The sequence below is a fragment of the Bacterioplanoides sp. genome, from assembly GCF_965226395.1.
Classification (GTDB): domain Bacteria; phylum Pseudomonadota; class Gammaproteobacteria; order Pseudomonadales; family Oceanobacteraceae; genus Bacterioplanoides.
In genome coordinates, this window is the sequence record NZ_OZ245358.1 from 200,877 (window position 1) to 223,008 (window position 22,132).

Here is a 22,132-nt window from a genome sequence, read left to right on the forward strand (position 1 = left end):
AACTTTTCACTGCATTGTTCAGTATTCTTTAACAATTCATTTTCAAAATGTATTACTGATTATTTCCTTTCCACTCCTGAAGCATTCTTCACCAGACATGATCCTATCTGATGACAACAGCGGCAAAAGCGCGCACACTATAGCAACTGCTAAAAACCGGTGCAAACAATACTCAGGGATTGATCATGTCTAATTTGACCTTGCAGAATATCATTAATAAGCTGAATCCATTATTACGCAACGCTCTTGAAGAAGCCGCCGCTTTGGCTATGAGCCAGGGCCACTTCAATGTCGAAGTGGAACACTGGTTGTTAAAAATAGCGACCTTGCCACACACGGATTTCCTCAGCCTTTTACGTATTACTGATACCAATGTTGACCGCTTGGTACAACAAGCCACAGAGGTGACGAATCAGCTTCGTTCCGGTAATACACGAGCACCGGCTTTATCACCTTCTTTAGTAGAACTGGCATCCGCATCCTGGATGCTGGCTTCTGTTGAATATGGTCATAGCCAGGTCACTTCAGGTCATGTTTTAACCGCTGCAATATCTGATGAAACCATCAGAATTCCGCTGATTCAGGCTCTGCCAGAACTGTCGAAAATCCGAAGTGATGTATTATCAGAAGCTCTGATTAAGGTTGTTGGCACAACAACTGAGTCAGTATTTGCCAGCGACAACCCCCCATCGCCAGATTCTCAGACAACCGCCTCATCCGCACTAACAAAGTACACTATTGATTTAACGCAACGTGCCCGGGATGGTGAAATTGATCCGGTATTGGGCAGAGATGATGAAGTTCGGCAGTTGATTGATATTCTATTACGCCGCCGTCAGAACAACCCAATTCTTACAGGGGAGCCTGGGGTTGGTAAAACTGCGGTAGTAGAAGGATTTGCTTTGCGCTTAGCCCAAAATGATGTACCTGAGCCTTTGAAAAATATCCGCCTGTTATCGCTGGACTTAGGATTATTACAGGCTGGCGCCAGCGTGAAAGGCGAGTTTGAAAAACGCCTTAAAGCAGTAATCAATGATGTCAAAGTTGCAGCGGATCCTGTCATCATGTTTATCGATGAAGCCCATACACTGATTGGCGCCGGTGGCGCTGAAGGTACCGGCGACGCAGCCAACTTATTAAAGCCCGCCCTTGCACGCGGAGAGTTCCGTACCATTGCAGCAACAACATGGAGCGAATATAAAAAATACTTTGAAAAAGACCCTGCCCTGACACGCCGTTTTCAGGTAGTGAATGTCGCTGAGCCTGATATCTCTTCTGCAATTAATATGATGCGAGGCATCTCTCCGACATTGGCAAAACACCATAACGTTCATATTCTGGATGAAGCCATTGAAGCCTGCGTAAAGTTATCTGCACGCTATATTCCCGCTCGCCAGCTACCAGACAAAGCTGTCAGCTTATTAGATACGGCTTGTGCACGTGTCGCCTTAAGTCAGGGAGCGCTTCCGGCACAACTTGAACGCGTTAAGAAAAAGAGCGAACAAATTGTGCTGAATATCAAACATCTGGAAACCGAACAGGCAATTACCGGAAATTGTGACGAAAAGCTGTCCGCATATCAGGAAGAAAAAGAAGAAAATGATGCTCTCTGTGAACAATTACAGCAGCGCTGGCAAGATGAGCAGTCTCTTATTACTCAAATCATAAATCAACGTAAGGATTCTGCTAACGAACCTGCTCTCGCCCTTACTCAGCAATTGGCAGAACTACAGGGCGATAATCCACTTATTGCTCTGGATGTTGACCAACAGGCCGTTGCCGAAATCGTAGAGAACTGGACAGGGATACCTGTTGGCCGCATGGTCAGCGATGAAATTAAAACAATAACAGAGTTGGAACAGCATCTTGCGGCCAGAGTGGTCGGGCAAGATCATGCCATGTTAGAAATTGCTCAGGCGATACGCACGTCGCGAGCAGGCTTAACGGACCCTCGCAAACCTGTTGGGGTATTTTTATTAGTCGGCACGTCCGGTACAGGTAAAACCGAAACAGCTCTTTCACTGGCCGAAAAGCTCTATGGCGGCGAACAAAACCTGATCACCATTAACATGTCAGAGTTCAAAGAAGAGCATAAGGTTTCGATGTTACTTGGCGCATCAGCTGGCTACGTTGGGTATGGTGAAGGTGGTGTATTAACCGAAGCGGTACGACGTAATCCATATAGTGTTGTTCTGCTGGACGAGATGGAAAAAGCACATTCCGGCATCCAGGATGTGTTTTATAATCTATTTGACAAAGGCACGATTAAAGATGGCGAAGGTCGCGATATTGACTTTCGTAATACCGTCATCATCATGACTTCAAATGCCTGCTCCGCTCATATTTCTGAGGCATGCAGCTCAGGGACTCTGCCTCCAGCCAAACAGTTATTAGAAGACATACGCCCTGAGTTGTTAGAGCACTTTAGACCGGCATTTTTAGGAAGAACGACCATTGTTCCTTATTTCCCGCTACAACGCTCTGTTTTGACGGAAATCGTAAAAATTAATCTTAATAAAATACAAAAACGTATTCAGGAGCGTTACTCAGCTAAACTGGATTTTGATCAGAGTATCATCGAAAACCTGGTAGAGCGTTGTAAAGATCCTGATACCGGGGCACGTAATGTTGAGAACGTTATTTCCCGATCCATACTCCCTTCTCTTGCAAGTCAATGCCTGGAAGCCATGGCCAGCGGTCAGGAAATTAGTGAAATACACATGAATCTGGATAAAAGCGGTGAATTTACTTTCCAGATACCATGAATGGTAACCGCCTTGATGCAGAAAGCTGCTTCAGTGCTCCCACTCTTTGAGTGGGAGCACCTTACAAAAATCAATACCGGTATAACGTATTAAATGGCTGTCATTCAACATTCAGAGCCGCCAGCAGCTCAACATCGGTAAAAATCCGCTCCCAGACTTTATCCAACGACTCATTCAACCACTGCTGGTTATACGACTTAGAAGGTGACGCGGCTAAACCACGGGTTTCATTAAAACCATAGGTTTTTCTGAAGGTTTGCTCATCGGTAATGGCCGTTAACAAAAACTTAAAGGTCAGGTTGCATTCATTCACAATCACACCTTCATTGCAGCTGAATGCAAACGTGTTGATATCCAGCTGTAATTTTACCGGCGTTAATGGCCCGGAGCCGCCAAAGCCTAACTGGGTCATAGAATCCTGCAGTCGGCTCGTCAGAATATCATTGAGTCCATTCTGAGCCAGCAATGGCGATTCCTGTGGTTTACGGCCACCACGATGACCCAACTGATTGCTGTTAACACCATCACGCTGGTCAATCACACGAATCAGTGCATCCCGTTGCGGGTTCACCTGCCCTGCCGGCAGTACGTAGCTATCATTTAACTCGATGACTTGTGGAGATAAAACACAACCGCTCAAGCCAACGACCATCACAGCGGCGGTGATCAATTTATGCATCAGGAATATCCTTTTCTGCGCGCTTAAATACCCAGGTATTACCACTTGAGTCTTCTTCACTGAAACGATAACCGGCAACATCAAAGGCTTTAATCGCTTCGGCGTTATCAATGTTATTTCTTACAATATAAGCCGTCATTAAACCGCGGGCTTTTTTCGCATAAAAGCTGATGATTTTGTACTGACCATTCTTTTCATCTTTAAACACCGGGGTAATCAGTTCACCCTTCAGCTTTTTGGTTTTGACCGATTTAAAGTACTCATTTGAGGCCAGGTTCACAATGCTCTGACTGCCGTGTTTGTCCAGTTCGGCATTGAGTGCGTCGGTAATAATATCACCCCAAAAATCATACAGGTTTTTACCACGTGGATTTTCCAGTTTGGTGCCCATCTCTAAACGATAAGGCTGAATTAAATCCAACGGGCGTAATAAACCGTATAAACCACTGAGAATACGCACATGCTGCTGGGCAAATTCTAATTGTGACTGATCAAAGGTGTTTGCTTCCAGACCGGTGTATACATCGCCTTTAAAAGCCAGCATCGCCGCTTTGGCATTATCAGCTTTAAACGGTAATACCCAGTCGTGATAACGCTGCACATTTAATTCTGACAAGGCCGGGCTGAGTTTCATCAGCGCTCCGATTTCATCCGGAGAATAGGGCTTCAGCACGTCCACCAGCTGTGCTGAATGCTCCAGAAAGTCAGCCTGAGTGAAAGTATCAGTTGTGGGTGGTGTATCAAAATCCAGCGTCTTTGCCGGAGACAACAACGTCAGCATGGGTATGTATCCTTATCTGAAAGGGTTCAGAGTAATCAATCTTTACGATGACGTTATCATACCTGTTAATCACCAGGATTGTATCTTCCGATTCCAGCCCTTTTCTCCACATATTCGCCAGCGCGACCCGCAGCATCTGTCAGTTGCGCCAATGAGCCTCAGCGACTGGCTTGCGACACTACTGCAACACCTCAAAAGGCCGTCCTAATGCATCGGAATACAAACAACAAACGATCATTATCCGGGCAAGGTCTGGCACTCCGACTGGCCAGTTATTTTGCCGGAAGTCGTTTTGCCGCCAGATACCGCCTGAACAAACCCGCAGAAAGAATTGCCTACCTGTCGACCAAAAATGGCTTTAAGCTGATTTCAGGAATACAAAAGCGTAAAGCACGTACACAAGCTACAGAACAACCAGGAACTACGGCGCAGCTGGCCGCCCCGAAAAACTCGTCTCCCTTGTTTGACCTGAGCCTGTCAGACGAACAACAAATCATCCAGAACACTCTGCATACTTATGCCCGGGAGGTATTTCGCAATCAGGCATTCGCTGCCGATGAGCAGCAACAGCCGGCTGAGCTATTTTCAGCTCAGCTCTCGGAGCTGGGACTAAACGCATTTTCGGTGCCGGAAGCGCTGGGCGGCGGCGCTCAACATTACAGTCCGGTGACGAATGCAATCATTGCTGAAACTCTGGCCTGGGGTGATATGAGCCTGGCCTATTGCTCTCTGGCTCCAACAGCGGTAGCAAATGCCTTGGTTAAATGGGGCAGCCCGGAGCAAAAAAACACTCTGCTACCCCGCTATCTGGATGACCCACTCTGCGTCTCGGCCATTGCCGTGCAGGAAAAACAGCCTCTGTTTAACCCACACCATTTACGCACGGAGGCCAAAAAGACCAAAAACGGCTACCGCCTGAACGGCCAGAAAACTCTGGTGCCATTTTCCGGACAAGCTGAACATTATCTGGTTGCTGCCATGCTGAAAGGCCGACCCGGATTATTTATTGTGGCCGGAGATCACCCCGCGCTGCAGTTCAGCAACCATAACACCATGGGAATGCGGGCCGCCGGAAACGGCACCCTGACGATTAATAATGCAGAACTTCCGCATGAAGCACTGTTAGGAGGCGAAGCATTTTTGCAGCGCCCGGACAATTACCATGAGTTTATTCATGCCGGGCAATTGCATTGGTGTGCCTTAGCCATTGGTACCTGCCAGGCGGCACTGGATTATGTCATTCCTTATTGCAACGAACGGCAAGCGTTTGGTGAGCCCATCAGCCATCGCCAGTCGGTTGCCTTTCTTATTGCCGATATCGCAATCGAACTCGAATCCATGCGCTTATTAACCTGGCGTGCGGCGTCATTAGCCGAAGCCGGAAAACCTTTTATCCGGGAAGCGTATCTGGCACACACACTCTGTAGCGAAAAAGCCATGAAAATTGCTACGGATGCCGTGCAACTGTTGGGAGGCCATGGCTTTACCAAAGAGCATCCAGTCGAGCGCTGGTATCGGGATTTACGGGTATTAGCCTGCCAAACCAGCGGACTGCACTTATGATTCAGTTAGAAATTCCTGCGAAGTTCAAACCATTAATTCATCAGGCGCAACAGGTTGCGCGCCATGTGTTTCGCCCGATCTCGCGTAAGTACGATGCCCGCGAACACGCTTATCCGGTAGAGCTGGATATGCTGGCTGCGATTATGGATGGTATGAACGACGCCATCGCTCATACCGGCGTCGGTGAGAGTGCCGGTGCAGGCAAGCTGAAGCAAGATAATAAACCACTCGACGGTATTCATAACGGCAGCAATATGTCGACCGTACTGGGATTACAGGAACTGTGCTGGGGGGATGTCGGTCTGTCTCTCAGCCTGCCGAGGCAAGGTCTTGGTAATGCCGCCATTGCAGCGGTTGCCAACGATGAACAACTGGCCCGGTTTGGTCATAAATGGGCTGCGATGGCGATTACCGAACCCGGTTTTGGCTCAGATTCTGCTGCCGTTCGTACCACGGCAGTAAAAGATGGCGATGAATACATCATCAACGGTGAGAAAATTTATGTCACCAGCGGAGCCCGGGCAGATGCCGTGGTCGTATGGGCCAGTGTAGATCGCTCCGCCGGACGTGCAGCGATTAAATCGTTTGTGGTGGAAAAAGGCACTCCCGGTATGGAGGTGGTCAGGCTGGAGAAAAAGCTGGGCATTAAAGCCTCTGATACCGCCGCTATTACCTTTACCCAGTGTCGCATCCCCGCCAGTAACTTATTAGGCTCGGCCGATGTGGATATCAGAAAAGGATTTGCCGGTGTGATGCAAACCTTCGATAACACTCGCCCGGTCGTGGCTGCGATGGCAGTTGGTATTGCTAAAGCCGCACTTGATCGCACTCGTGAAATTCTTCAGCAGGCGGATATTCGGCAAGATTACCAGACTCCCTGCCATCTCAGCAGCCAGACCGAAGCCACGCTATATCGCTATGAAGCCGATTGGGAAGCAGCACGGTTATTAACCTTAAAAGCGGCGTGGATGGCCGATAATAACCAACCGAATTCCAAAGAAGCCTCCATGGCTAAAGCCAAAGCCGGGCGAATTGCTAATCACATAACCCTCGGTTGTGTCGCCCTGACCGGTGCTATTGGTTATGGCGAAGATGAATTATTAGAAAAGTGGGCGCGAGACTCAAAAATTCTCGATATTTTTGAAGGCACACAACAAATTCAGCAGTTAATTGTGGCGCGACGATTATTAAATAAAACCTCTGCTGAATTAAAATAACATTCGGAACATCATAATGCCCCTCACCGCCAGACCCGTTTCCTTAATCAATATTCTGCGTCAGCTGATACATCAACTAAAGGACGCTCCCATCATCGCCAAAGGGTTGTATATTTTAGCCAGCAGTCGGCCAGAACACAGAAAATCGATTGGTTTATTACTGGAAAAGCAGGCCCGCAAACAACCAGAACATATTGCCCTGATTGATCAGGAGCGTCGTTTCAGTTACCAGCAACTGAATCAGCAGGTTAATCGCCTGGCACATTTTATCGCCAGCCAGGAAATCGGCATGGGAGACACGGTCGGCATTCTGGCCGAAAACCGGGCCGAAACACTGATCGCCGTGTTAGCCAGTGTTAAGTTAGGCGCCATTGCCAGCATGATGAATACGGCTCAACGAGGAGATGTATTGCTTCATAGCATTAATCTGGTGAAACCCAGCTTAATGCTGATTGGCGAAGAGCTGTCAGACAATATCAGCGAAATCAGGCCACAGCTGGATAATACACTCAACAAGCAACTCTATCTGATCCGCGACACCAGCTCCGCCGATCCATGCCCATCGCACGACCACTATCAGGAACTTGAACCATTACTGCGGCAACAACCAGATCACAACCCGGATTCAACCCGACTGATAACGATGCGCCAACCGTGTTATTACATTTTTACTTCCGGCACAACAGGGCTGCCCAAAGCCTCTGTGATGAGCCATTACCGCTGGTATAAATCCATGGCGGGCATGGGCTTAGCCTCGATACGATTAACCCGAAAAGATGTGCTGTACCTTGCTCTGCCGTTGTATCACAACAACGCGTTAACCGTTTCGCTGGCTGCCGTATTAGGGGCCGGAGCCACTCTGGTACTGGCCCGTAAATTCAGTGTGCGTCGCTTCTGGGATGATATTCGCCGGGTTAACGCCACCGCTTTTTGTTACATCGGAGAACTGTGTCGTTATTTATTAAATCAACCCAACAGCAACCTCGACCAGCAACATAAAATCCGGGTAATGATTGGTAATGGCTTGCGGGCAGATATCTGGATGGCGTTTAAACAACGTTTTGGAATTCAACACATTAATGAATTTTATGGCGCCAGTGAATGCAATCTGGTTTTTACCAACAGTTTTAATCTGGATAAGACCGCCGGATTTTGTCCGCTACCTTACGCCATCGTGCAATACAGTATTGAAGACGATACGCCGGTTCTGGATCAGTCCGGTTTTATGATACCGGTCGCAAAAGGTGAAACCGGATTATTAATTACCGAGGTTAATCAGAAACAGCCATTTGAAGGTTATACAGACTCCAACGCTTCCGATAAAAAATTATTTCGTCATGTTTTTAAACCCGGCGACTGCTGGTTTAACACGGGAGATTTGGTGTTACATCAGGGCTACAAACATATTGCCTTTGTTGATCGTTTGGGCGATACCTTTCGCTGGAAAGGCGAGAACGTAGCAACAACCGAAGTAGAAGCGGTATTAATGGATTATCCGGACATCAGTCATGCTGTGGTTTATGGGATTACCCTGCCCGGCTGTGATGGCCGTGCCGGTATGGCAGCCATCACACTCGATACAAGCGAACAAACGATCAACTGGCAGGCACTGACCCAACACCTGCAGAAAAAACTTCCGGCTTATGCCGTGCCATTATTTTTACGAATTCGCCCGCAACAGGAAATAACCGGAACCTTTAAATATAAAAAAAGTGCACTGCAACAAGCGTCGTTCTTACAATCTCAGTTCAACGAGCCGGTATATTTATTACTCCCCAGAGGGAAACACTATCAGCCATTAACTCCGGCCATTGAGCATCAGGTGCAACAAGGCAATGTTTTTTAATGGCAGATCATCGCATTTAACTGATGCAGATCGAGGGGCTTGGTCATATAGCCATCTAACCCGGCGTCCTTCGCCGCATGAATATCACCCGGTAATGCATCGGCGCTAACGCCATAAATTCTGACGTGTTGTAATTGAGGTTGTTGGCGTAATTGTTTTAACACATCCAGACCGTGAATATCCGGCAGGCGCATATCCAGTAAAATCACATCCGGAGTCTGAGCGATGGCTTTATCCACGCCTTCTTTGCCAGTGCTGGCAATGGTGATATCCACCTGTTCATTGGCCTGAAAACCCAGCTCCACAAACCGGGCATTAATGGCGTTATCTTCGATATACAGCACCCGCTGCAAAGCATCCAGCGAGACACTCTGCGTCTCCGACGATGGCGAATTCACTGTCGAAAAGCCACCATACAAAGGATCTGCTGCCGGTAACGTCAGAGTAAACGTACTGCCCTGCCCGACAACGCTGGTAAAGTTCAGTTCACCATGCATCTGCTCAGCCAGCTGACGACAAATTACCAAACCCAGTCCATTTCCTTCGATCAGCGAATTACTGGCCGACAAACGCTCAAACGGCTGAAAAACCCGATCATGATACTCATTGGCAATGCCTAGCCCCTGGTCAATCACACTCAGCTCCAGCCGGCCATCGGCCGTTGCATTCACTTCAAGACAAATATCGTGATGATTGCGGTTGTATTTCAGGGCATTGGTCAGCAGATTCAGTAAAATCTGTTTTACCCGAATGCGATCGGCCCTCAGCCAGGGAGATTCCACAGTGACTGCCTGATGGATTTCAACCCGCTGACGCATGGACGACACTAACTCCAGACATTCATTAATCACCGGCTGTAACGCAAACGCCTCGTGCTGAATATCATAGACATTGCCTTCCAGTTTAATCAGATCTAATACCTGATCCACCAGAGCCACCAGGTGTTTACCGGCACGCTCTACCATGCCCACCGCTTCTGCCTGAGAGCGATTGAGATCACCGTTTTTAAGAATTTGGCTAAAACCAATCACTGAATTCAACGGTGTGCGTAATTCGTGACTGAGGCTGGCAATAAAGTGAGCGTTATTGGTTAACGCCACTGGCGCCTCCATTGTCTGTGCGTCTTCTTCCTCAGCAGCGAAACTGGTTTCGCTCAGCAGAATCACTACCTGATCGCGTAGCCGGGTCTTTTGTAAACGCAGCGCCGCTAACCCCGCTTCGGCCACATCCACAAACGGCGTTACGCCCGCCACGAGTTGCTGAAACTCGGCTACCAGCCGATCGCTTTCAACCACATTCAGATTGCAGTTCTGTAATGCTGCGGCATTCATGCCGAAACGCTGGGCATACGCCTGATTGGCCTGAAGAATATCGCCATTGTCGGCCACCAGGGCTAACGCCTGTGGCAGCAGATCAAGCATTTCAGCATCGGAGGGCGAAGTGTGTGGTTGCAGTGACGATAAAGCGCTGATGTCGAGTGATAAACTCACCACTCCTAATAAGTGGCCGCTGGCATCGTGCAACGGGGTTTTGCTGACCAATAAGGTGTAGTCCTGTTGCTGCAACACAATCGGTTGAATATTGATGCGGGAACAGCCACTGCGAATCACATCCTGTTCAACATGCCTTTCGGTGTTCGCCCAGTGCGGGTCGAATAATTCTGCATCCGTGTGACCCACAACCTGATCGGCCTTTACCTGAAACAACTGCTCAGCTTTACGGTTTAATAACAGGTAACGCCCGTCATTGTCTTTCACCGTCAGTGATGCTGGTGTGTGATCCAATACATTGGAGATCCAGCTCTGATCGTTATAACCCGGGCGGGCCTGAATCATAGCGGCGGATAAATCGTGCACCACGCCTGTAAAACAACGAGCTCCGGCAAAGGTCATTTCACTGACAGATAAGTGTACGGAGAATTCTTCGCCGGTTTTACGTAACGCTTTTACCTCGCGGCCGCGCCCCATCACCGTTGCCTCGCCCTGCTCGCGATAACGGTCGAGATGGGCCTGATGGTGGCGGGCATAGGCTCGCGGCATCAGGGTTTCAATCGCCTGACCAATCAGTTCATCGGTTTCATAGCCAAAAATACGGCATAACGCCGGATTACAAGCCTGAATCGTGCCCTGCTCATCAATGGTTACCATACCAGCAGCGGCAGTATCGACCATTGCCTGATACAGCTCCGGGCTGTCTTTGGGCTGAATGCCAGACACCATTTCACGCACTTTTTGATAAAGACCTGTTTTTGGCATAACAGCGACCTGCTTCCTTTGGGGTAACTCCATAATGGGCATCAGCTCATTTACGACAATTAGACTATTTGAGCCATCTTGACAAAAAACATAACAAATAATAACCATACTTTAAAGGTGGAGATCTGCCTTTTTAGAGAAGGACAATTTATGTCATTTTATAGACTAACCGGTCAGCTTTTGGCGTCATTTTCTTGTTATTTATCAGCACTCTACAACTGCTGGAGCGTAGATCTTTGTGATAGAATGCGCGCCTTTCAAATTTGCCTAGCGATATACAGAAGAGGTCATCATGACTGCACCCGTCGGAATTATTATGGGCTCCAAGAGCGATTGGCCAACCATGCAACACGCGGCCGACATGCTGGATAAACTGGGCGTCGCCTACGAAGTGAAGGTGGTATCCGCACACCGTACACCTGACCTGTTATTTGACTACGCCAAAAGCGCACAAGGCCGTGGTATTAAAGTGATTATTGCTGGCGCTGGTGGTGCTGCACACCTGCCGGGTATGGCGGCTTCCCAAACTTCCCTGCCAGTACTGGGCGTTCCGGTAAAAAGCCGTGCCCTCAATGGCATTGACTCCTTGTTATCCATCGCTCAAATGCCGGGTGGTGTTGCCGTTGGCACACTGGCCATTGGTGATGCCGGTGCCAAGAACGCAGGACTGTTAGCGGCTCAGATTCTGGCGACCTCGGATAACAACTTATTGCAGCGTATTGATGCCTTCCGTGCGGAACAAACCGATACCGTATTGTCTCAGCCAGATCCACGCAGCGCTGAATAATCCGCTGGCATAACAAATAAGACTTCAGCTCTGATTAACTTCAACTTTGATTAGCAACGAGAGCTCCGATGAAAATTGGTATTTTAGGTAATGGTCAGTTAGGCCAGATGTTAGCATCCAGTGTCACTGATCTGAGTGATCTGGAAATCGCCCTGTACGATTTACGTGCCCATGAAGAAGGCAAACTAAACGCCTTTATCAAGGGCGTGGATATCGTTTCCTACGAGACCGAAAACATCCCGGCCAATATCGTTGCTCAATTAGAGTCCCACGAAGCACAATATGAGAAAAGCAAAGTCTTCCCCAGCCTGAAGGCTTTAAAAATCTTTCAGAACCGCTTACTGGAAAAAAACGCGCTACGTGCTGCCGGTATTGATACCGCAGACTTCTGTGCGGTGAATTCGCTGGCGGATGTACACACGGCCATCGAAACACTAGGCCTGCCGATCGTGATGAAAACCACCACCGAAGGTTACGACGGCAAAGGCCAGTTTGTTTTACGCTCGCCAGAAGATGCCGAGCCAGCCTGGAACACCATTGGCAACCGTGAACTGATCGCCGAAGCCTTTGTGCCTTTCTTACGCGAAACCTCTGTGATTGCCAGCCGCGACCGCGATGGCAACATCAATGTCTGGCCGATGACTGAAAACGTGCACCACGAAGGCATTTTGCGCTACTCACTGTATCCAGCCGCTGGCTTATCCGCAGAAAAAGCACAAATCGCTGAGCGTTATATTCGCGATCTGGCCAACAGCCTGGATTACGTCGGCACCATCACACTGGAGCTGTTCGAGACCGAACAAGGTTTAGTGGCAAACGAAGTCGCGCCTCGGGTTCATAACTCCGGCCACTGGTCGATAGAAGGTGCCGAAGCCAGCCAGTTCCGCAACCATATGCTGGCATTAAGCGGCAAAGCACTGGGCAATACCGATTCCAAATACCCGGCAGTTGCCATGCTAAACGTGATTGGTGAAGAAGATTCTTCCATCAAAGCCGACAGCCTGAGCAATGCCTATCGCCATTCGTATGGCAAAGAAGCCCGCCCTGCGCGCAAGCTAGGTCACATCACCGTGGTAGCCGACAGCGTTGAAGAGCGTGATCTGACCATTGATGCACTGGTAGACGTTATGCCTGCGGGCGTATGGCCGCCAAAAAACTAAGCGCTAAAACGCTGGCGCTCTTTGATATACTAGGCGGCTGAACACTTACGAAACCTATAGAGACCCTTCAATGGCAAAATCTCTACAAGAGCAGTTATTAGCCGCCGGCCTGGTTGATAAGAAAAAGGCCAAAAAAAACGCTAAGGCAATGAAGAAGCAGGAACACCTGCAACGCACCGGCCAGGATAATGAGCTGGATGTCGCCAAACAAAAAGCCGAAGCCGCACGCCAGAAGAAAGCCGAGCAAGACCGCGAACTGAATCTGAAGCGTGAAGCCGAAGCGCAGCAAAAAGCCATTCAGGCACAGATCAAACAATTGATCGACACCAACGCCATTATCAGCGAACAAGGTGATATCAAATATCAGTTTGTCGGTGCCGATAAAAAGATCAAACAAGTGTACGTTGATCAGGCTATCTGGGATCGCTTAAGCCGCGGCCAGCTTGCCATTATTGCTCAGGGCAAAAGTCATGCAGTCATTCCGGTACCGGTTACCGAGAAAATCCGCCAGCGTGACGAACAACTCTTTATTTATATCGCCGAAAATCAAAGTGCCGAACTGGAAGAAGATGATCCGTACGCGGCGTATCAGATTCCAGACGACCTGATGTGGTAACAGGAGCACAATAATGGAAAAAAGAATGGTAGTGGCACAACAAGAGTGCCCCGCCCGCCAGGTTCCTTCTGGTGTACCGACACTTATTCCGGCTGGCACCTTTGTCACCATTAATCAGGCCTTAGGCGGCAACTACACCGTTACCGTGAATGGCAATATGATGCGTGTCGACGGCACCGATGCTGCGGCGTTAGGCCTGGAAGCGGAAGAAATTCAGTTTGAAGACCGCGGCGATAACGCCGTTCATAAAGATCAGATTGAACAGGCATTACGCACTATTTTTGATCCGGAAATTCCGATCAATCTGCTGGATCTGGGCCTGATTTACGGCATCGATATTGACGGCACTCAGGTGAATATCCGCATGACCTTAACCGCGCCAACGTGTGGCATGGGGCCGGTATTAATCTCGGACGTAAAATACCGGGTGGCCAAAGTGCCCAACGTATCCGGTGTTGAAGTGCAGCTGGTATTTGATCCGCCATGGAGCAAAGAGATGATGACCGAAGAAGCTCAGCTGGAAGCGGGCTTATTCTTCTGAAGATCATCAGCGACCAACCCCAACCTCGTTCTCACGCTCTCCGTGGGAACGATTAAACAGCAGCGGCAAATAGGCCGCTGTCTTTATAGCTCTGGCTTGACGCTACTACCCTCCCTCCCCATAATCGTACGGAGTTACCGTACATGAGATATTATTATGGAAACGATCAGTGTCAATCAGTTCCGGGACAACCTGAAGACGGTGGTAGAGAAAGCCATCAGCGATCATGAACCCGTTAAAGTCACACGCCGTGCCGGTGAAGATTTTGTAGTGATCAGCGCTGAGGACTGGGAACGCCAGCAAGAAAGCCTGCACATACTGCAAAACCGGGATCTGATGCAACAAATCAGCGATTCACTCACAACCCATACCAGCCAGCAAGGCTACCAGCCCACGGATGACGAGCTGAATGAAATCACTGGTATTTGAGGGCCGCACCTGGGAAAAATACGAACAGCTTCGTGAACAAGATAAGAAGCTACATAAGGCGCTGTGCAAACTGCTTAAAGAAATGCTGCGCTCAGATGACCTAACAACCGGCATCGGCAAACCCGAAGCTCTGAAACACAACCTCACTGGCCTTTGGTCACGACGAATTTCTCAGAAAGATCGGCTGATTTATAAGTACGATGATAAATCGATTTATATTTTCGCCATTGGCGGCCATTACGACCAGCACTAGAGACTAAAAATTACTTCCAGCCCTGCTGCCATTGACTGTTATCTTTCAGGTCTTGCCAGTCAATAGCGCGTTCATTTTTGGTCATCACCGCTTCGATTAAGCAGTGAATGACTTCTCCCTCTTCGTCGAACTCGACTTCCGTGATCATAAAATGCTTTTCTTTGTTTTGCGGTTTAACAGCAGTCCATTTGCTGTTGAGGAGTTTTTTTGGATTGATTTTATTCACCGGTAATACCATAAGAGTTTATGGGTCTATATCGCTTTACAATATGAGCGATGGTTAGTATGACATTTGTTATATTCGCAACTTATTTGCAGAAAAGTTGTTCCACTGTTTTCATCGGCAAAAACATACGAATACGACCATTATGCTCACACAGAACTTCAAAACCGAACTTCCTATAAAATGCCTGTGCAGAGTCTGTAAGGCAGTCCACTGCAATCGCATACGCTCTCATATGGTGATTCACTTGCCAAAGGTAATTTAAAGCACGAATCAAACTAACTTTGCCCAACCCGGAACCGTGAAATTCTTTATGAACAGCCAACTGGGCTATAAGAAATACAGGAACCGGATGCCCAGGTAATTTCTTCGCTAACGACGCAGGTAACGTCTCTCGACTGATTGAACTCGCAGCAACACTGTAAAAGGCACAAATAGCATACTTTTGATTAAGTAGTGGCAGAGCACTGGGTAAAACCATAGTTCGGCTGATACCCGCCTGCATATGTTTTGCAGCCTGAGTTTTGATAAATGTATTTAGCTCTGGCTCACCACAATCAAATGAGTTGCGATCGTGCTCGGATTTATTCAGCTCGACGAACTCATTTCCCCAGCTCACTTGATGCCACTCTTATCTGCGAGTTGTGCGGCTTCCAGTAATGCTTGATTAGGCGCAGCTGCTTTGTCACAAGCCGCCATAAATTCATCGAAGACATTGTCCTTCACGACAATGCTTTCATGCTCCGCAATCACTTGTGTAGCATCTTCATCCATAAGCCTAACAATATACTCAGTCAGACTTTTCAGACCGAGTAAAGCCGATGCCTTCTCTGCTTTTGCCTTAACCTCTTCGTCAAGGCGAATATCTAAACGTGCTGTTGCCATAGAACCTCCTACGTACGGATGTATTCCGTAACAATGAGATTGTAGAGCAAATATGGAATCTATACAATTTGTACGGAAGCTTTACGGAAGAATAGTAACTAGCAGGCTTTGCCGGATTCATACACCAAGCACATCAGCCCCCTGACTGAGCGAGGTTCCATTATGAAGTTTTATTATATTGGCATCATCGCCGCATCCGGCCATGTCTCTGCAATCTCCTGGGCTTGCTGCTCGAAGCTGAATTGCTCCCACAAAATACCGTTTACATCGGTTGAGGTTACAAATTCACGAGCATCTGGGTCTTCAAACCCAAGATGCCGGAGTTCGCCTGCTGGAACATTTACATTCTGTCGAATTGATAAATTCAGGTTATCGGTACGCCATAATGCATACTGATCAGAAACCACCACGCAAGGATGGCAGCCTAAGCTGATCGGAGTAATCGGCAATACTCTGTTCGATTGAATGAGTTGGTATAGTGATGTGGATTTTTTTCATTTTTCCGCCCTTGGATTTTTGAAAAATGCCTGCATTAGTATGAATACCAATATATTGGATAATTCCAGCCCACTAAAGTGGGCTGTCATAATGATCGTTTTAAGCCCCAAAGACGCCAGGCCAACGCTCTGTATAAATACCAAAGAATGAAATTAATACAAAAATTACACCAAGAGCTATTAAAAGATCTTGAACATTAATGCCGAAATAGCTTCTTTCCGGTTCCTTAATTTCATCATGAACAAGTACTGAAATAAAATAGTAGGTCCACTGAAAACCACTAAACCATAAAACTAATAACAAAAATCCGAAGAATTGGTTGACACTTCCAGTTTGAATCCAGACTGGAATAGCTAAGCCCAAAAAGACACCAACAACAACTGCTGTGAAATTGAATCCGCATTTGCAGATCGAGGCTGTAATCCAATTCAATAGCTCACGAACAAAGCCAAATCGAATAAGGATCATAGACAAACCAGCAAAAAATACGGAAGAGTAAAAAGTTAATACAATACCGATAATCTGCAGAAACTCTTCGACAGCAACAGCCAACAACGTCTCTACGTGTTTATCTGAAATAATACTTAAAAAAGAAAGGCAAAAAGAAAATATCGCAGGCATTGATATCAGTTCAATCGATTGTTTGGTAGCATCTGCCATCTCAAGCTTGGAAAATGAATGATTTTTCAATATAGACATTACTATCTCCGTCAATTAAGGGAGATAGTAATAAATCATTAATCAAGTAGATTTAGTAACGAAAACTCCACTTTAGACACTTCTATACAAAGTCTCGTTTCTAGTGTACATCTTCGCTAACTTCAGTTTAGTAAGGGTACACCATAATATACCCTATCAAACAACGGCATGATCAAATCAGCCTAATACGCAAATAAGCTAATCATCCTTCAACACATACAAACGGTAGGTTATGGTTTCCATTAACCTTAATATCAGAAAGAAATGCTTCGTAAGTATAGCTCCTTGGATAGTATGAGAATGACTTAAGGTCAAAGTAATCCCTCTGGGTCATATACCTTCGACTTGCATCCAAACTTAAGCCCTCTGCATCATCTGAAGAGATACATGAACTTGGGTGAACATGACCTACGCCTGTGTTATGCAACTGATTTCTATCAACCAAAGCTCCACCATCCTCAATAATTTTAGAAACATACCCTTCAGAAGATTTTGGAGATCCGAACACAACTACTGGGCCAACTGAAACCCCTTTAATACAATCTGAATGGTCATCCAGCCATGCTATAGTTTCCTCATATGTTTTTTGGGTTTCACCAGCATAAAGAAGAACATTTACTTTAACCCAAACATCATTATTCCTACATTCTCGAATCAGCTCTGACGCCAAGCGTAAATATTTATCAGGATTCTTAGATTTACGCATTTTTAGTATTTGAGAAGGAGAAGCACTTTCCAAGCCGAGGTCAATTGCCTTGAGTCCACCACTGGCTAGTGATGAAATTGAATTTGGCTTAATTGAATCAACTCGTGACTCACAACGCCAATCTATCTTCCTCTCGAATTTATTAACAGCTTCTGCAAAGTCTTCAGACCATTTCAAATTTGGAGCAAAGAAAGATGACTGAACATAAGGCCTGACTTGGAAGTCATCATATTGCGAAGCTACTTCTTGAAGCTGTCGCGCTAATAAAGTTGGAGCTTTTAACGGAGTAAGAGGTACATCTCGTTCTTCGCAAAATGAGCACCCCATTCCACAGCCACGAGATGCTTCTACATTTGGCTGAAATTCTTTAAAACCATCAACTAGATGATGATTAAGAACAAATGGAACAGCAGAACTTCTTTGAATAGGAATATACGTAGGGTTTTGGCTTTCAGTAAGTCTAACTATTCTATCCTCTGCAAGGCCTTCAACGATCTCATTAACAAATGGAAGCATCATCTTTATCCAATGAGGATCTGAGCCAATGACCCATCTACCACCAAGAACTATCTTTGTTTCCGGTGATAGAAACTTAACTCTTCGTGTGAAATTCTGAGCCCAAGACAGAGCATATAAACTCTGCATTGATAACATCAATGGAAAACTAGAATTTAAATAACCGTTTTGATGGAGCTCATTTGAAAACTCCTCTGGTTCTGAGTGACCACCATGAAATAGTTTCACATCATAACCATTATTATCAAGAATAGTTGCTAGAGTTAACGCTCCATAATTCAAGTATTGCTGCCGGCGCGCTAAGACATTATCACGTTTTTTTGGTTTATCTAAACCTGCTGAAACAAAAATAACCTGACTACTCACTCCATCCCCTAAAAAATCAGACGCACAATCAAGTCGATCAATTACAATGCCACTTCGGAAATTTCATCTCAGGATTAGTTATACCACCCTTAAATAGAATACAGATAATTGCGAGACATAAAGGTTTTCAATAGATAGAATATTCAGTGATAGACCCACACTCGGATACAAACTGATTTCAAGCTGAAATCTTCCCTGGCAAAAATTCCCTTCGACTGATGTGCTTAGCCGCACATTCCGACTACCGCAATCAAACTCAGTAGCCAATAAATTTATCTATTACTAAAAATATCACTAATTTAGCCATCAGACAATGGCAGCTAGACACCTACCAAATACTCGGTGGGCATACTGCCCCCTCATCAAACAGCCCACCCCCCTGACAGCCATGACACCTCCTATGTCACACACCAGGCTGATTAGCCCTTATATTTCTCTATTCCCACGTTATAATCGCGGCTTTTTAATACAGCCCCTGCGGTTACACACTCTCAAGGATATACCATGAGCCACAAACCCAATCGCGATGCCCTGCTGGCTACCGCTCACACTCATATGCCGATGGGCGTTGCCGACAGCTACCGCTATTGGGGCGACGAAAACACTGTATTTGTGAAGAATATGAAAGGTTGCACCATCACGGATGAAGATGAGCAAACCTTTGTTGATTTCCGTCTGGCTTATGGCCCTATCATCCTGGGTTACCGCGATGAGCGTATCGACAACGCGGTCATCAACAGCATCCAGAACATCGGCACCATGACCGGCTTCTCAACTGCGATGGATTCCGAAGTGATCGAGCTGGTGAAGTCCATGTGTCCGCAAATCGAGAAGATGCGTTTCGCCAACTCCGGTACCGAAGCGGTGTTGGGCGCGATTCGTACTGCTCGTGGCTACACCGGCCGAAACAAAGTAGTTGTAGTAGAAGGTGGCTTCCACGGTTTATACGATGAAATGATGTGGAAGCCAGACGTCGACAGCTGGGACCCGGAATCTGGCACCATTCCGGAAATCAAATCGTTCGGAGGTGGTATTCCGGAAGCCAGCCGTGAACACTTGGAAACCGTTTCTCTGAACGATGCAGAAGCGTTAGAAGAAGTCTTCGCCCGCGTTGGTAATGATATTGCCGCCATCGTGATTGAGCCAATCATGGGTAACTGTGGCTCCATCGCCTCCACACAGGAATATATGCAGAAGCTGCGTGATATCTGTGATCAGAACGGTTCTCTGTTAATCATCGACGAAGTAAAAACCGGTTTCCGTGTCGCCAAAGGTGGCGCCCAGGAGCTGTACGGTATTTATGCCGATCTGACCACCTATGCTAAAGCCATGGGTAACGGTTACCCGGTGGCAGCTTTTGGTGGTAAAGCCGCCATCATGGATAAAATCAGCTTCGGTAAAGGTGGCGTTACCCACGGCGGCACTTACACTGCCAACCTGATTGCCTTAAGCGCGGCTAAAGCGACCCTGAGCACACTGCGGGATACTGATGCATTAGACAGCATCAATGCCACCGGCAAAAAGATTCAGGGCATTCTGGCAAAAGTATTCGACAAGTTTGGTGTTGATCACCGCTTTGCCGGCCCAGACTCTATGTTTGGTATTCACCTCGGCAATATCGTGCCGCAGAATTACCGCGACTGGAAACAAACCAACAGCGATCTGTACACTGAATTTGCTCACAATTTAATCAAACATGGCGTTATGCTGGAACCAGATTCCCGCGAGCCCTGGTTTATCTGCGAAGCGCACAAAACGATGGATTTTGATTGGCTGGAAAACGTCGCTGAACAATCGATGCGGGAAGCATTAGCGGCACAATAATTACTGGTTTTATCAGTAATAAAGGCTCAAAAAGCAACATAGGTGGCCGCCAATGTTGCTTTTTTTATGAGCGTTTTTGGTGCGTTTCCTGATTTTAATCAGGAGTAAGACACAATTATCTGTTTCTGCGACAGATATTTACTTAACAGCCCTTTGTTATCTTCCGCTAAGTGCTATATTTCAGGACTGTTGTGTTTTGTAACCAAGGCTTAAGCATGCGTCGTGTGACTCAGGAAGATTACCCGTTAGAGACTCTGCATCGTGCCGTGAATAGTGTTACCTTTTTTAAGGACCTGATTCACTCGGATTCAGACCAGTTTGAACTGTTAATGAGTGTCAGCCAGTTTGTAACGGCTGACCCGGGCGAAATCATTATCCATCAGGGTGATGATGCCAATATCTTATATTTCCCGTTAAAAGGTCAGCTGCTGGTAATGGCTGACGATGAACACGAAGAGGTAATTGGCGAAATTAATCCCGGCGAAATGTTTGGCGTGATGGCGATGTTGCTGAATTTTAAGCGGTCAGCATCCATTAAAGTCAGCGATAAGCAGGTACTACTGGCCGGTATCGACTTTCAGTATTTCTCAGACCTGGAAGATTTCACTCTGTTCAGCCTGAAAACTAAAATCACCTTCTTCCGGATGCTGGCAAATAATCTGCGCTGGACGCTGGAGCGTAATAAAATGCAGTTACCCGATCATCCACTGGTGCCTGAACTGCGAAAAATTCCGATTGTAATTGCTGACAAAAATTCTGTTGATGAACTGCATAAGCTACATAATCAGACCCATGAACTGGCAAAATTATTAAAAGCCTGGAATGAGTCAATGGCACCGCAGGAATCTGAGTGGGTCAGTTTTTGATCCAACGACTCTCAGATACAGCAAAGCTCTGATAACAACGCCATTCAGATAACAATAACCCCCTGATAATATTTATTATCAGGGGGTTATTGTTATCTGCCAAACAGGCAGAACGGAAGTAAGAAGTGTTTAGCTTACTTTCCAGGTCTTAACAATTTCAAAACCGTATTCCGCAATCCACTCGTCTAACTGACGCGGGTTACGTTTGATCTTTTCCACCTTTTCGCTGGTGGCTGGGTTTTGATAAACACCGACTGGCAGCTTAGGCTTTGGCAGAGAAGATACTTTTTCTGCTTTACCACCGTTGCGTGCTTCACGAGCCAGTGCTTTTTCAAAGTGCTTTTTCAGATTCTTATAAATTGAAGACGGCGCATCGGCTTTTGCCATGCTGATCAGCCAGGCTTCAATCTGTTCAGAGCGGGAAACATACAGCTCGTTTTCAGTCAGGCTGTTTTGATTACACAGACGCTTGATCTGCACATCAAATTCTTTAATACCTTCGAACTTTTGTTCCTGATCAACTTTCAGTTGCTCCAGCTCTTCAATTTTTTGTTGGTGTTGCTGGATTTGTTTATCAATATCAGTGGCAAATACGCTCACAGAATACCTCTATATAAGTTATCAAACGATATCATCTTTATTATGATGCTGGTCAAA

The 22,132-nt window shown here is 46.8% G+C and carries 22 protein-coding genes; 12 read left to right on the forward strand and 10 right to left on the reverse strand.

Annotated elements, in window-relative coordinates; genetic code table 11:
• The first annotated feature begins 185 nt into the window (after positions 1 to 185).
• Entirely contained in the window at positions 186 to 2,765 is a 2,580-nt protein-coding gene (tssH, locus tag ACO05E_RS00865) for a type VI secretion system ATPase TssH (protein ID WP_419811120.1), read from the forward strand.
• Positions 2,766 to 2,865: 100 nt separating this feature from the next.
• Here the strand turns inward: tssH and ACO05E_RS00870 are convergent, their stop codons facing one another.
• Both ACO05E_RS00870 and yaaA read right to left on the reverse strand, forming a co-directional pair.
• Positions 2,866 to 3,444 (reverse strand): YajG family lipoprotein, encoded by a 579-nt coding sequence (locus ACO05E_RS00870; protein WP_419811121.1) that lies wholly within the window; start codon positions 3,442 to 3,444, stop codon positions 2,866 to 2,868.
• Positions 3,437 to 4,225, reverse strand: a complete 789-nt coding sequence (yaaA, locus tag ACO05E_RS00875; RefSeq protein WP_419811122.1) for a peroxide stress protein YaaA — start codon at positions 4,223 to 4,225, stop codon at positions 3,437 to 3,439. The genes ACO05E_RS00870 and yaaA overlap by 8 nt, the downstream gene beginning before the upstream one ends.
• A 207-nt stretch (positions 4,226 to 4,432) precedes the next feature.
• Between yaaA and ACO05E_RS00880 the strand changes: the two genes are divergently transcribed.
• The 3 genes from ACO05E_RS00880 to ACO05E_RS00890 are packed head-to-tail and all read left to right on the forward strand — an operon-like array spanning position 4,433 to position 8,851.
• The gene (locus tag ACO05E_RS00880; protein WP_419811123.1) at positions 4,433 to 5,788 is read left to right on the forward strand and encodes an acyl-CoA dehydrogenase family protein; all 1,356 of its coding nucleotides are present in this window, start codon (positions 4,433 to 4,435) and stop codon (positions 5,786 to 5,788) included.
• Positions 5,785 to 7,005, forward strand: coding sequence for an acyl-CoA dehydrogenase family protein (locus tag ACO05E_RS00885; protein WP_419811124.1), 1,221 nt, complete (start codon positions 5,785 to 5,787; stop codon positions 7,003 to 7,005). Before ACO05E_RS00880 ends, ACO05E_RS00885 begins: the two co-directional genes overlap by 4 nt.
• Before the next feature lie 16 nt (positions 7,006 to 7,021).
• On the forward strand, positions 7,022 to 8,851 hold the full coding sequence (locus ACO05E_RS00890; protein WP_419811125.1) for a long-chain-acyl-CoA synthetase: 1,830 nt from the start codon (positions 7,022 to 7,024) through the stop codon (positions 8,849 to 8,851).
• On the opposite strand, the gene ACO05E_RS00895 is transcribed toward ACO05E_RS00890, so the two are convergent.
• Entirely contained in the window at positions 8,848 to 11,106 is a 2,259-nt protein-coding gene (locus tag ACO05E_RS00895; RefSeq protein WP_419811126.1) for a PAS domain S-box protein, read from the reverse strand. The two genes, ACO05E_RS00890 and ACO05E_RS00895, sit on opposite strands and share 4 nt — an antisense overlap.
• Before the next feature lie 292 nt (positions 11,107 to 11,398).
• Here ACO05E_RS00895 and purE point away from each other — a divergent pair, with 292 nt between their 5' ends.
• The 6 genes from purE (at position 11,399) to ACO05E_RS00925 (ending at position 14,892) form a co-directional block, all read left to right on the forward strand.
• A complete protein-coding gene (gene purE / locus ACO05E_RS00900) occupies positions 11,399 to 11,893 on the forward strand; it encodes a 5-(carboxyamino)imidazole ribonucleotide mutase (RefSeq protein WP_419811127.1) in 495 nt (164 codons plus the stop codon).
• 68 nt (positions 11,894 to 11,961) lie between these two features.
• A complete protein-coding gene (locus ACO05E_RS00905) occupies positions 11,962 to 13,053 on the forward strand; it encodes a 5-(carboxyamino)imidazole ribonucleotide synthase (RefSeq protein ID WP_419811128.1) in 1,092 nt (363 codons plus the stop codon).
• Positions 13,054 to 13,123: 70 nt separating this feature from the next.
• A complete protein-coding gene (locus ACO05E_RS00910; protein WP_419811129.1) occupies positions 13,124 to 13,669 on the forward strand; it encodes a DUF2058 domain-containing protein in 546 nt (181 codons plus the stop codon).
• Between the two features lie 13 nt (positions 13,670 to 13,682).
• On the forward strand, positions 13,683 to 14,210 hold the full coding sequence (sufT, locus tag ACO05E_RS00915; RefSeq protein ID WP_419811130.1) for a putative Fe-S cluster assembly protein SufT: 528 nt from the start codon (positions 13,683 to 13,685) through the stop codon (positions 14,208 to 14,210).
• Positions 14,211 to 14,366: 156 nt separating this feature from the next.
• Positions 14,367 to 14,639 (forward strand): type II toxin-antitoxin system Phd/YefM family antitoxin, encoded by a 273-nt coding sequence (locus tag ACO05E_RS00920; RefSeq protein WP_419811131.1) that lies wholly within the window; start codon positions 14,367 to 14,369, stop codon positions 14,637 to 14,639.
• Entirely contained in the window at positions 14,620 to 14,892 is a 273-nt protein-coding gene (locus ACO05E_RS00925; protein WP_419811132.1) for a Txe/YoeB family addiction module toxin, read from the forward strand. Before ACO05E_RS00920 ends, ACO05E_RS00925 begins: the two co-directional genes overlap by 20 nt.
• A gap of 10 nt (positions 14,893 to 14,902) precedes the next feature.
• Here the strand turns inward: ACO05E_RS00925 and ACO05E_RS00930 are convergent, their stop codons facing one another.
• The 6 genes from ACO05E_RS00930 to ACO05E_RS00955 all read right to left on the reverse strand — a co-directional run bounded on the left by ACO05E_RS00930 (position 14,903) and on the right by ACO05E_RS00955 (position 18,785).
• Positions 14,903 to 15,130 carry a TIGR02450 family Trp-rich protein gene (locus ACO05E_RS00930; protein ID WP_419811133.1) on the reverse strand — a complete coding sequence of 76 codons (228 nt, stop codon included), beginning with the start codon at positions 15,128 to 15,130 and terminating at the stop codon, positions 14,903 to 14,905.
• A 70-nt stretch (positions 15,131 to 15,200) separates the two neighbouring features.
• Positions 15,201 to 15,734, reverse strand: coding sequence for a GNAT family N-acetyltransferase (locus ACO05E_RS00935; RefSeq protein WP_419811134.1), 534 nt, complete (start codon positions 15,732 to 15,734; stop codon positions 15,201 to 15,203).
• Entirely contained in the window at positions 15,731 to 16,000 is a 270-nt protein-coding gene (locus ACO05E_RS00940) for a DUF1778 domain-containing protein (RefSeq protein WP_419811135.1), read from the reverse strand. Before ACO05E_RS00940 ends, ACO05E_RS00935 begins: the two co-directional genes overlap by 4 nt.
• Before the next feature lie 173 nt (positions 16,001 to 16,173).
• Positions 16,174 to 16,410, reverse strand: a complete 237-nt coding sequence (locus ACO05E_RS00945; RefSeq protein ID WP_419811136.1) for a hypothetical protein — start codon at positions 16,408 to 16,410, stop codon at positions 16,174 to 16,176.
• Positions 16,411 to 16,597: 187 nt separating this feature from the next.
• On the reverse strand, positions 16,598 to 17,197 hold the full coding sequence (locus tag ACO05E_RS00950) for a hypothetical protein (RefSeq protein ID WP_419811137.1): 600 nt from the start codon (positions 17,195 to 17,197) through the stop codon (positions 16,598 to 16,600).
• 202 nt (positions 17,198 to 17,399) lie between these two features.
• Positions 17,400 to 18,785: a B12-binding domain-containing radical SAM protein gene (locus ACO05E_RS00955; RefSeq protein WP_419811138.1), complete on the reverse strand. Its 1,386-nt coding sequence runs from the start codon at positions 18,783 to 18,785 to the stop codon at positions 17,400 to 17,402.
• A gap of 504 nt (positions 18,786 to 19,289) precedes the next feature.
• On the opposite strand from ACO05E_RS00955, the gene ACO05E_RS00960 reads away from it, so the two are divergent.
• Both ACO05E_RS00960 and ACO05E_RS00965 read left to right on the forward strand, forming a co-directional pair.
• On the forward strand, positions 19,290 to 20,609 hold the full coding sequence (locus tag ACO05E_RS00960) for an aspartate aminotransferase family protein (RefSeq protein ID WP_419811139.1): 1,320 nt from the start codon (positions 19,290 to 19,292) through the stop codon (positions 20,607 to 20,609).
• A 215-nt stretch (positions 20,610 to 20,824) separates the two neighbouring features.
• The gene (locus ACO05E_RS00965) at positions 20,825 to 21,475 is read left to right on the forward strand and encodes a cyclic nucleotide-binding domain-containing protein (RefSeq protein WP_419811140.1); all 651 of its coding nucleotides are present in this window, start codon (positions 20,825 to 20,827) and stop codon (positions 21,473 to 21,475) included.
• A gap of 129 nt (positions 21,476 to 21,604) precedes the next feature.
• Here the strand turns inward: ACO05E_RS00965 and ACO05E_RS00970 are convergent, their stop codons facing one another.
• Positions 21,605 to 22,075 (reverse strand): hypothetical protein, encoded by a 471-nt coding sequence (locus tag ACO05E_RS00970; RefSeq protein WP_419811141.1) that lies wholly within the window; start codon positions 22,073 to 22,075, stop codon positions 21,605 to 21,607.
• Positions 22,076 to 22,132: the final 57 nt, after the last annotated feature.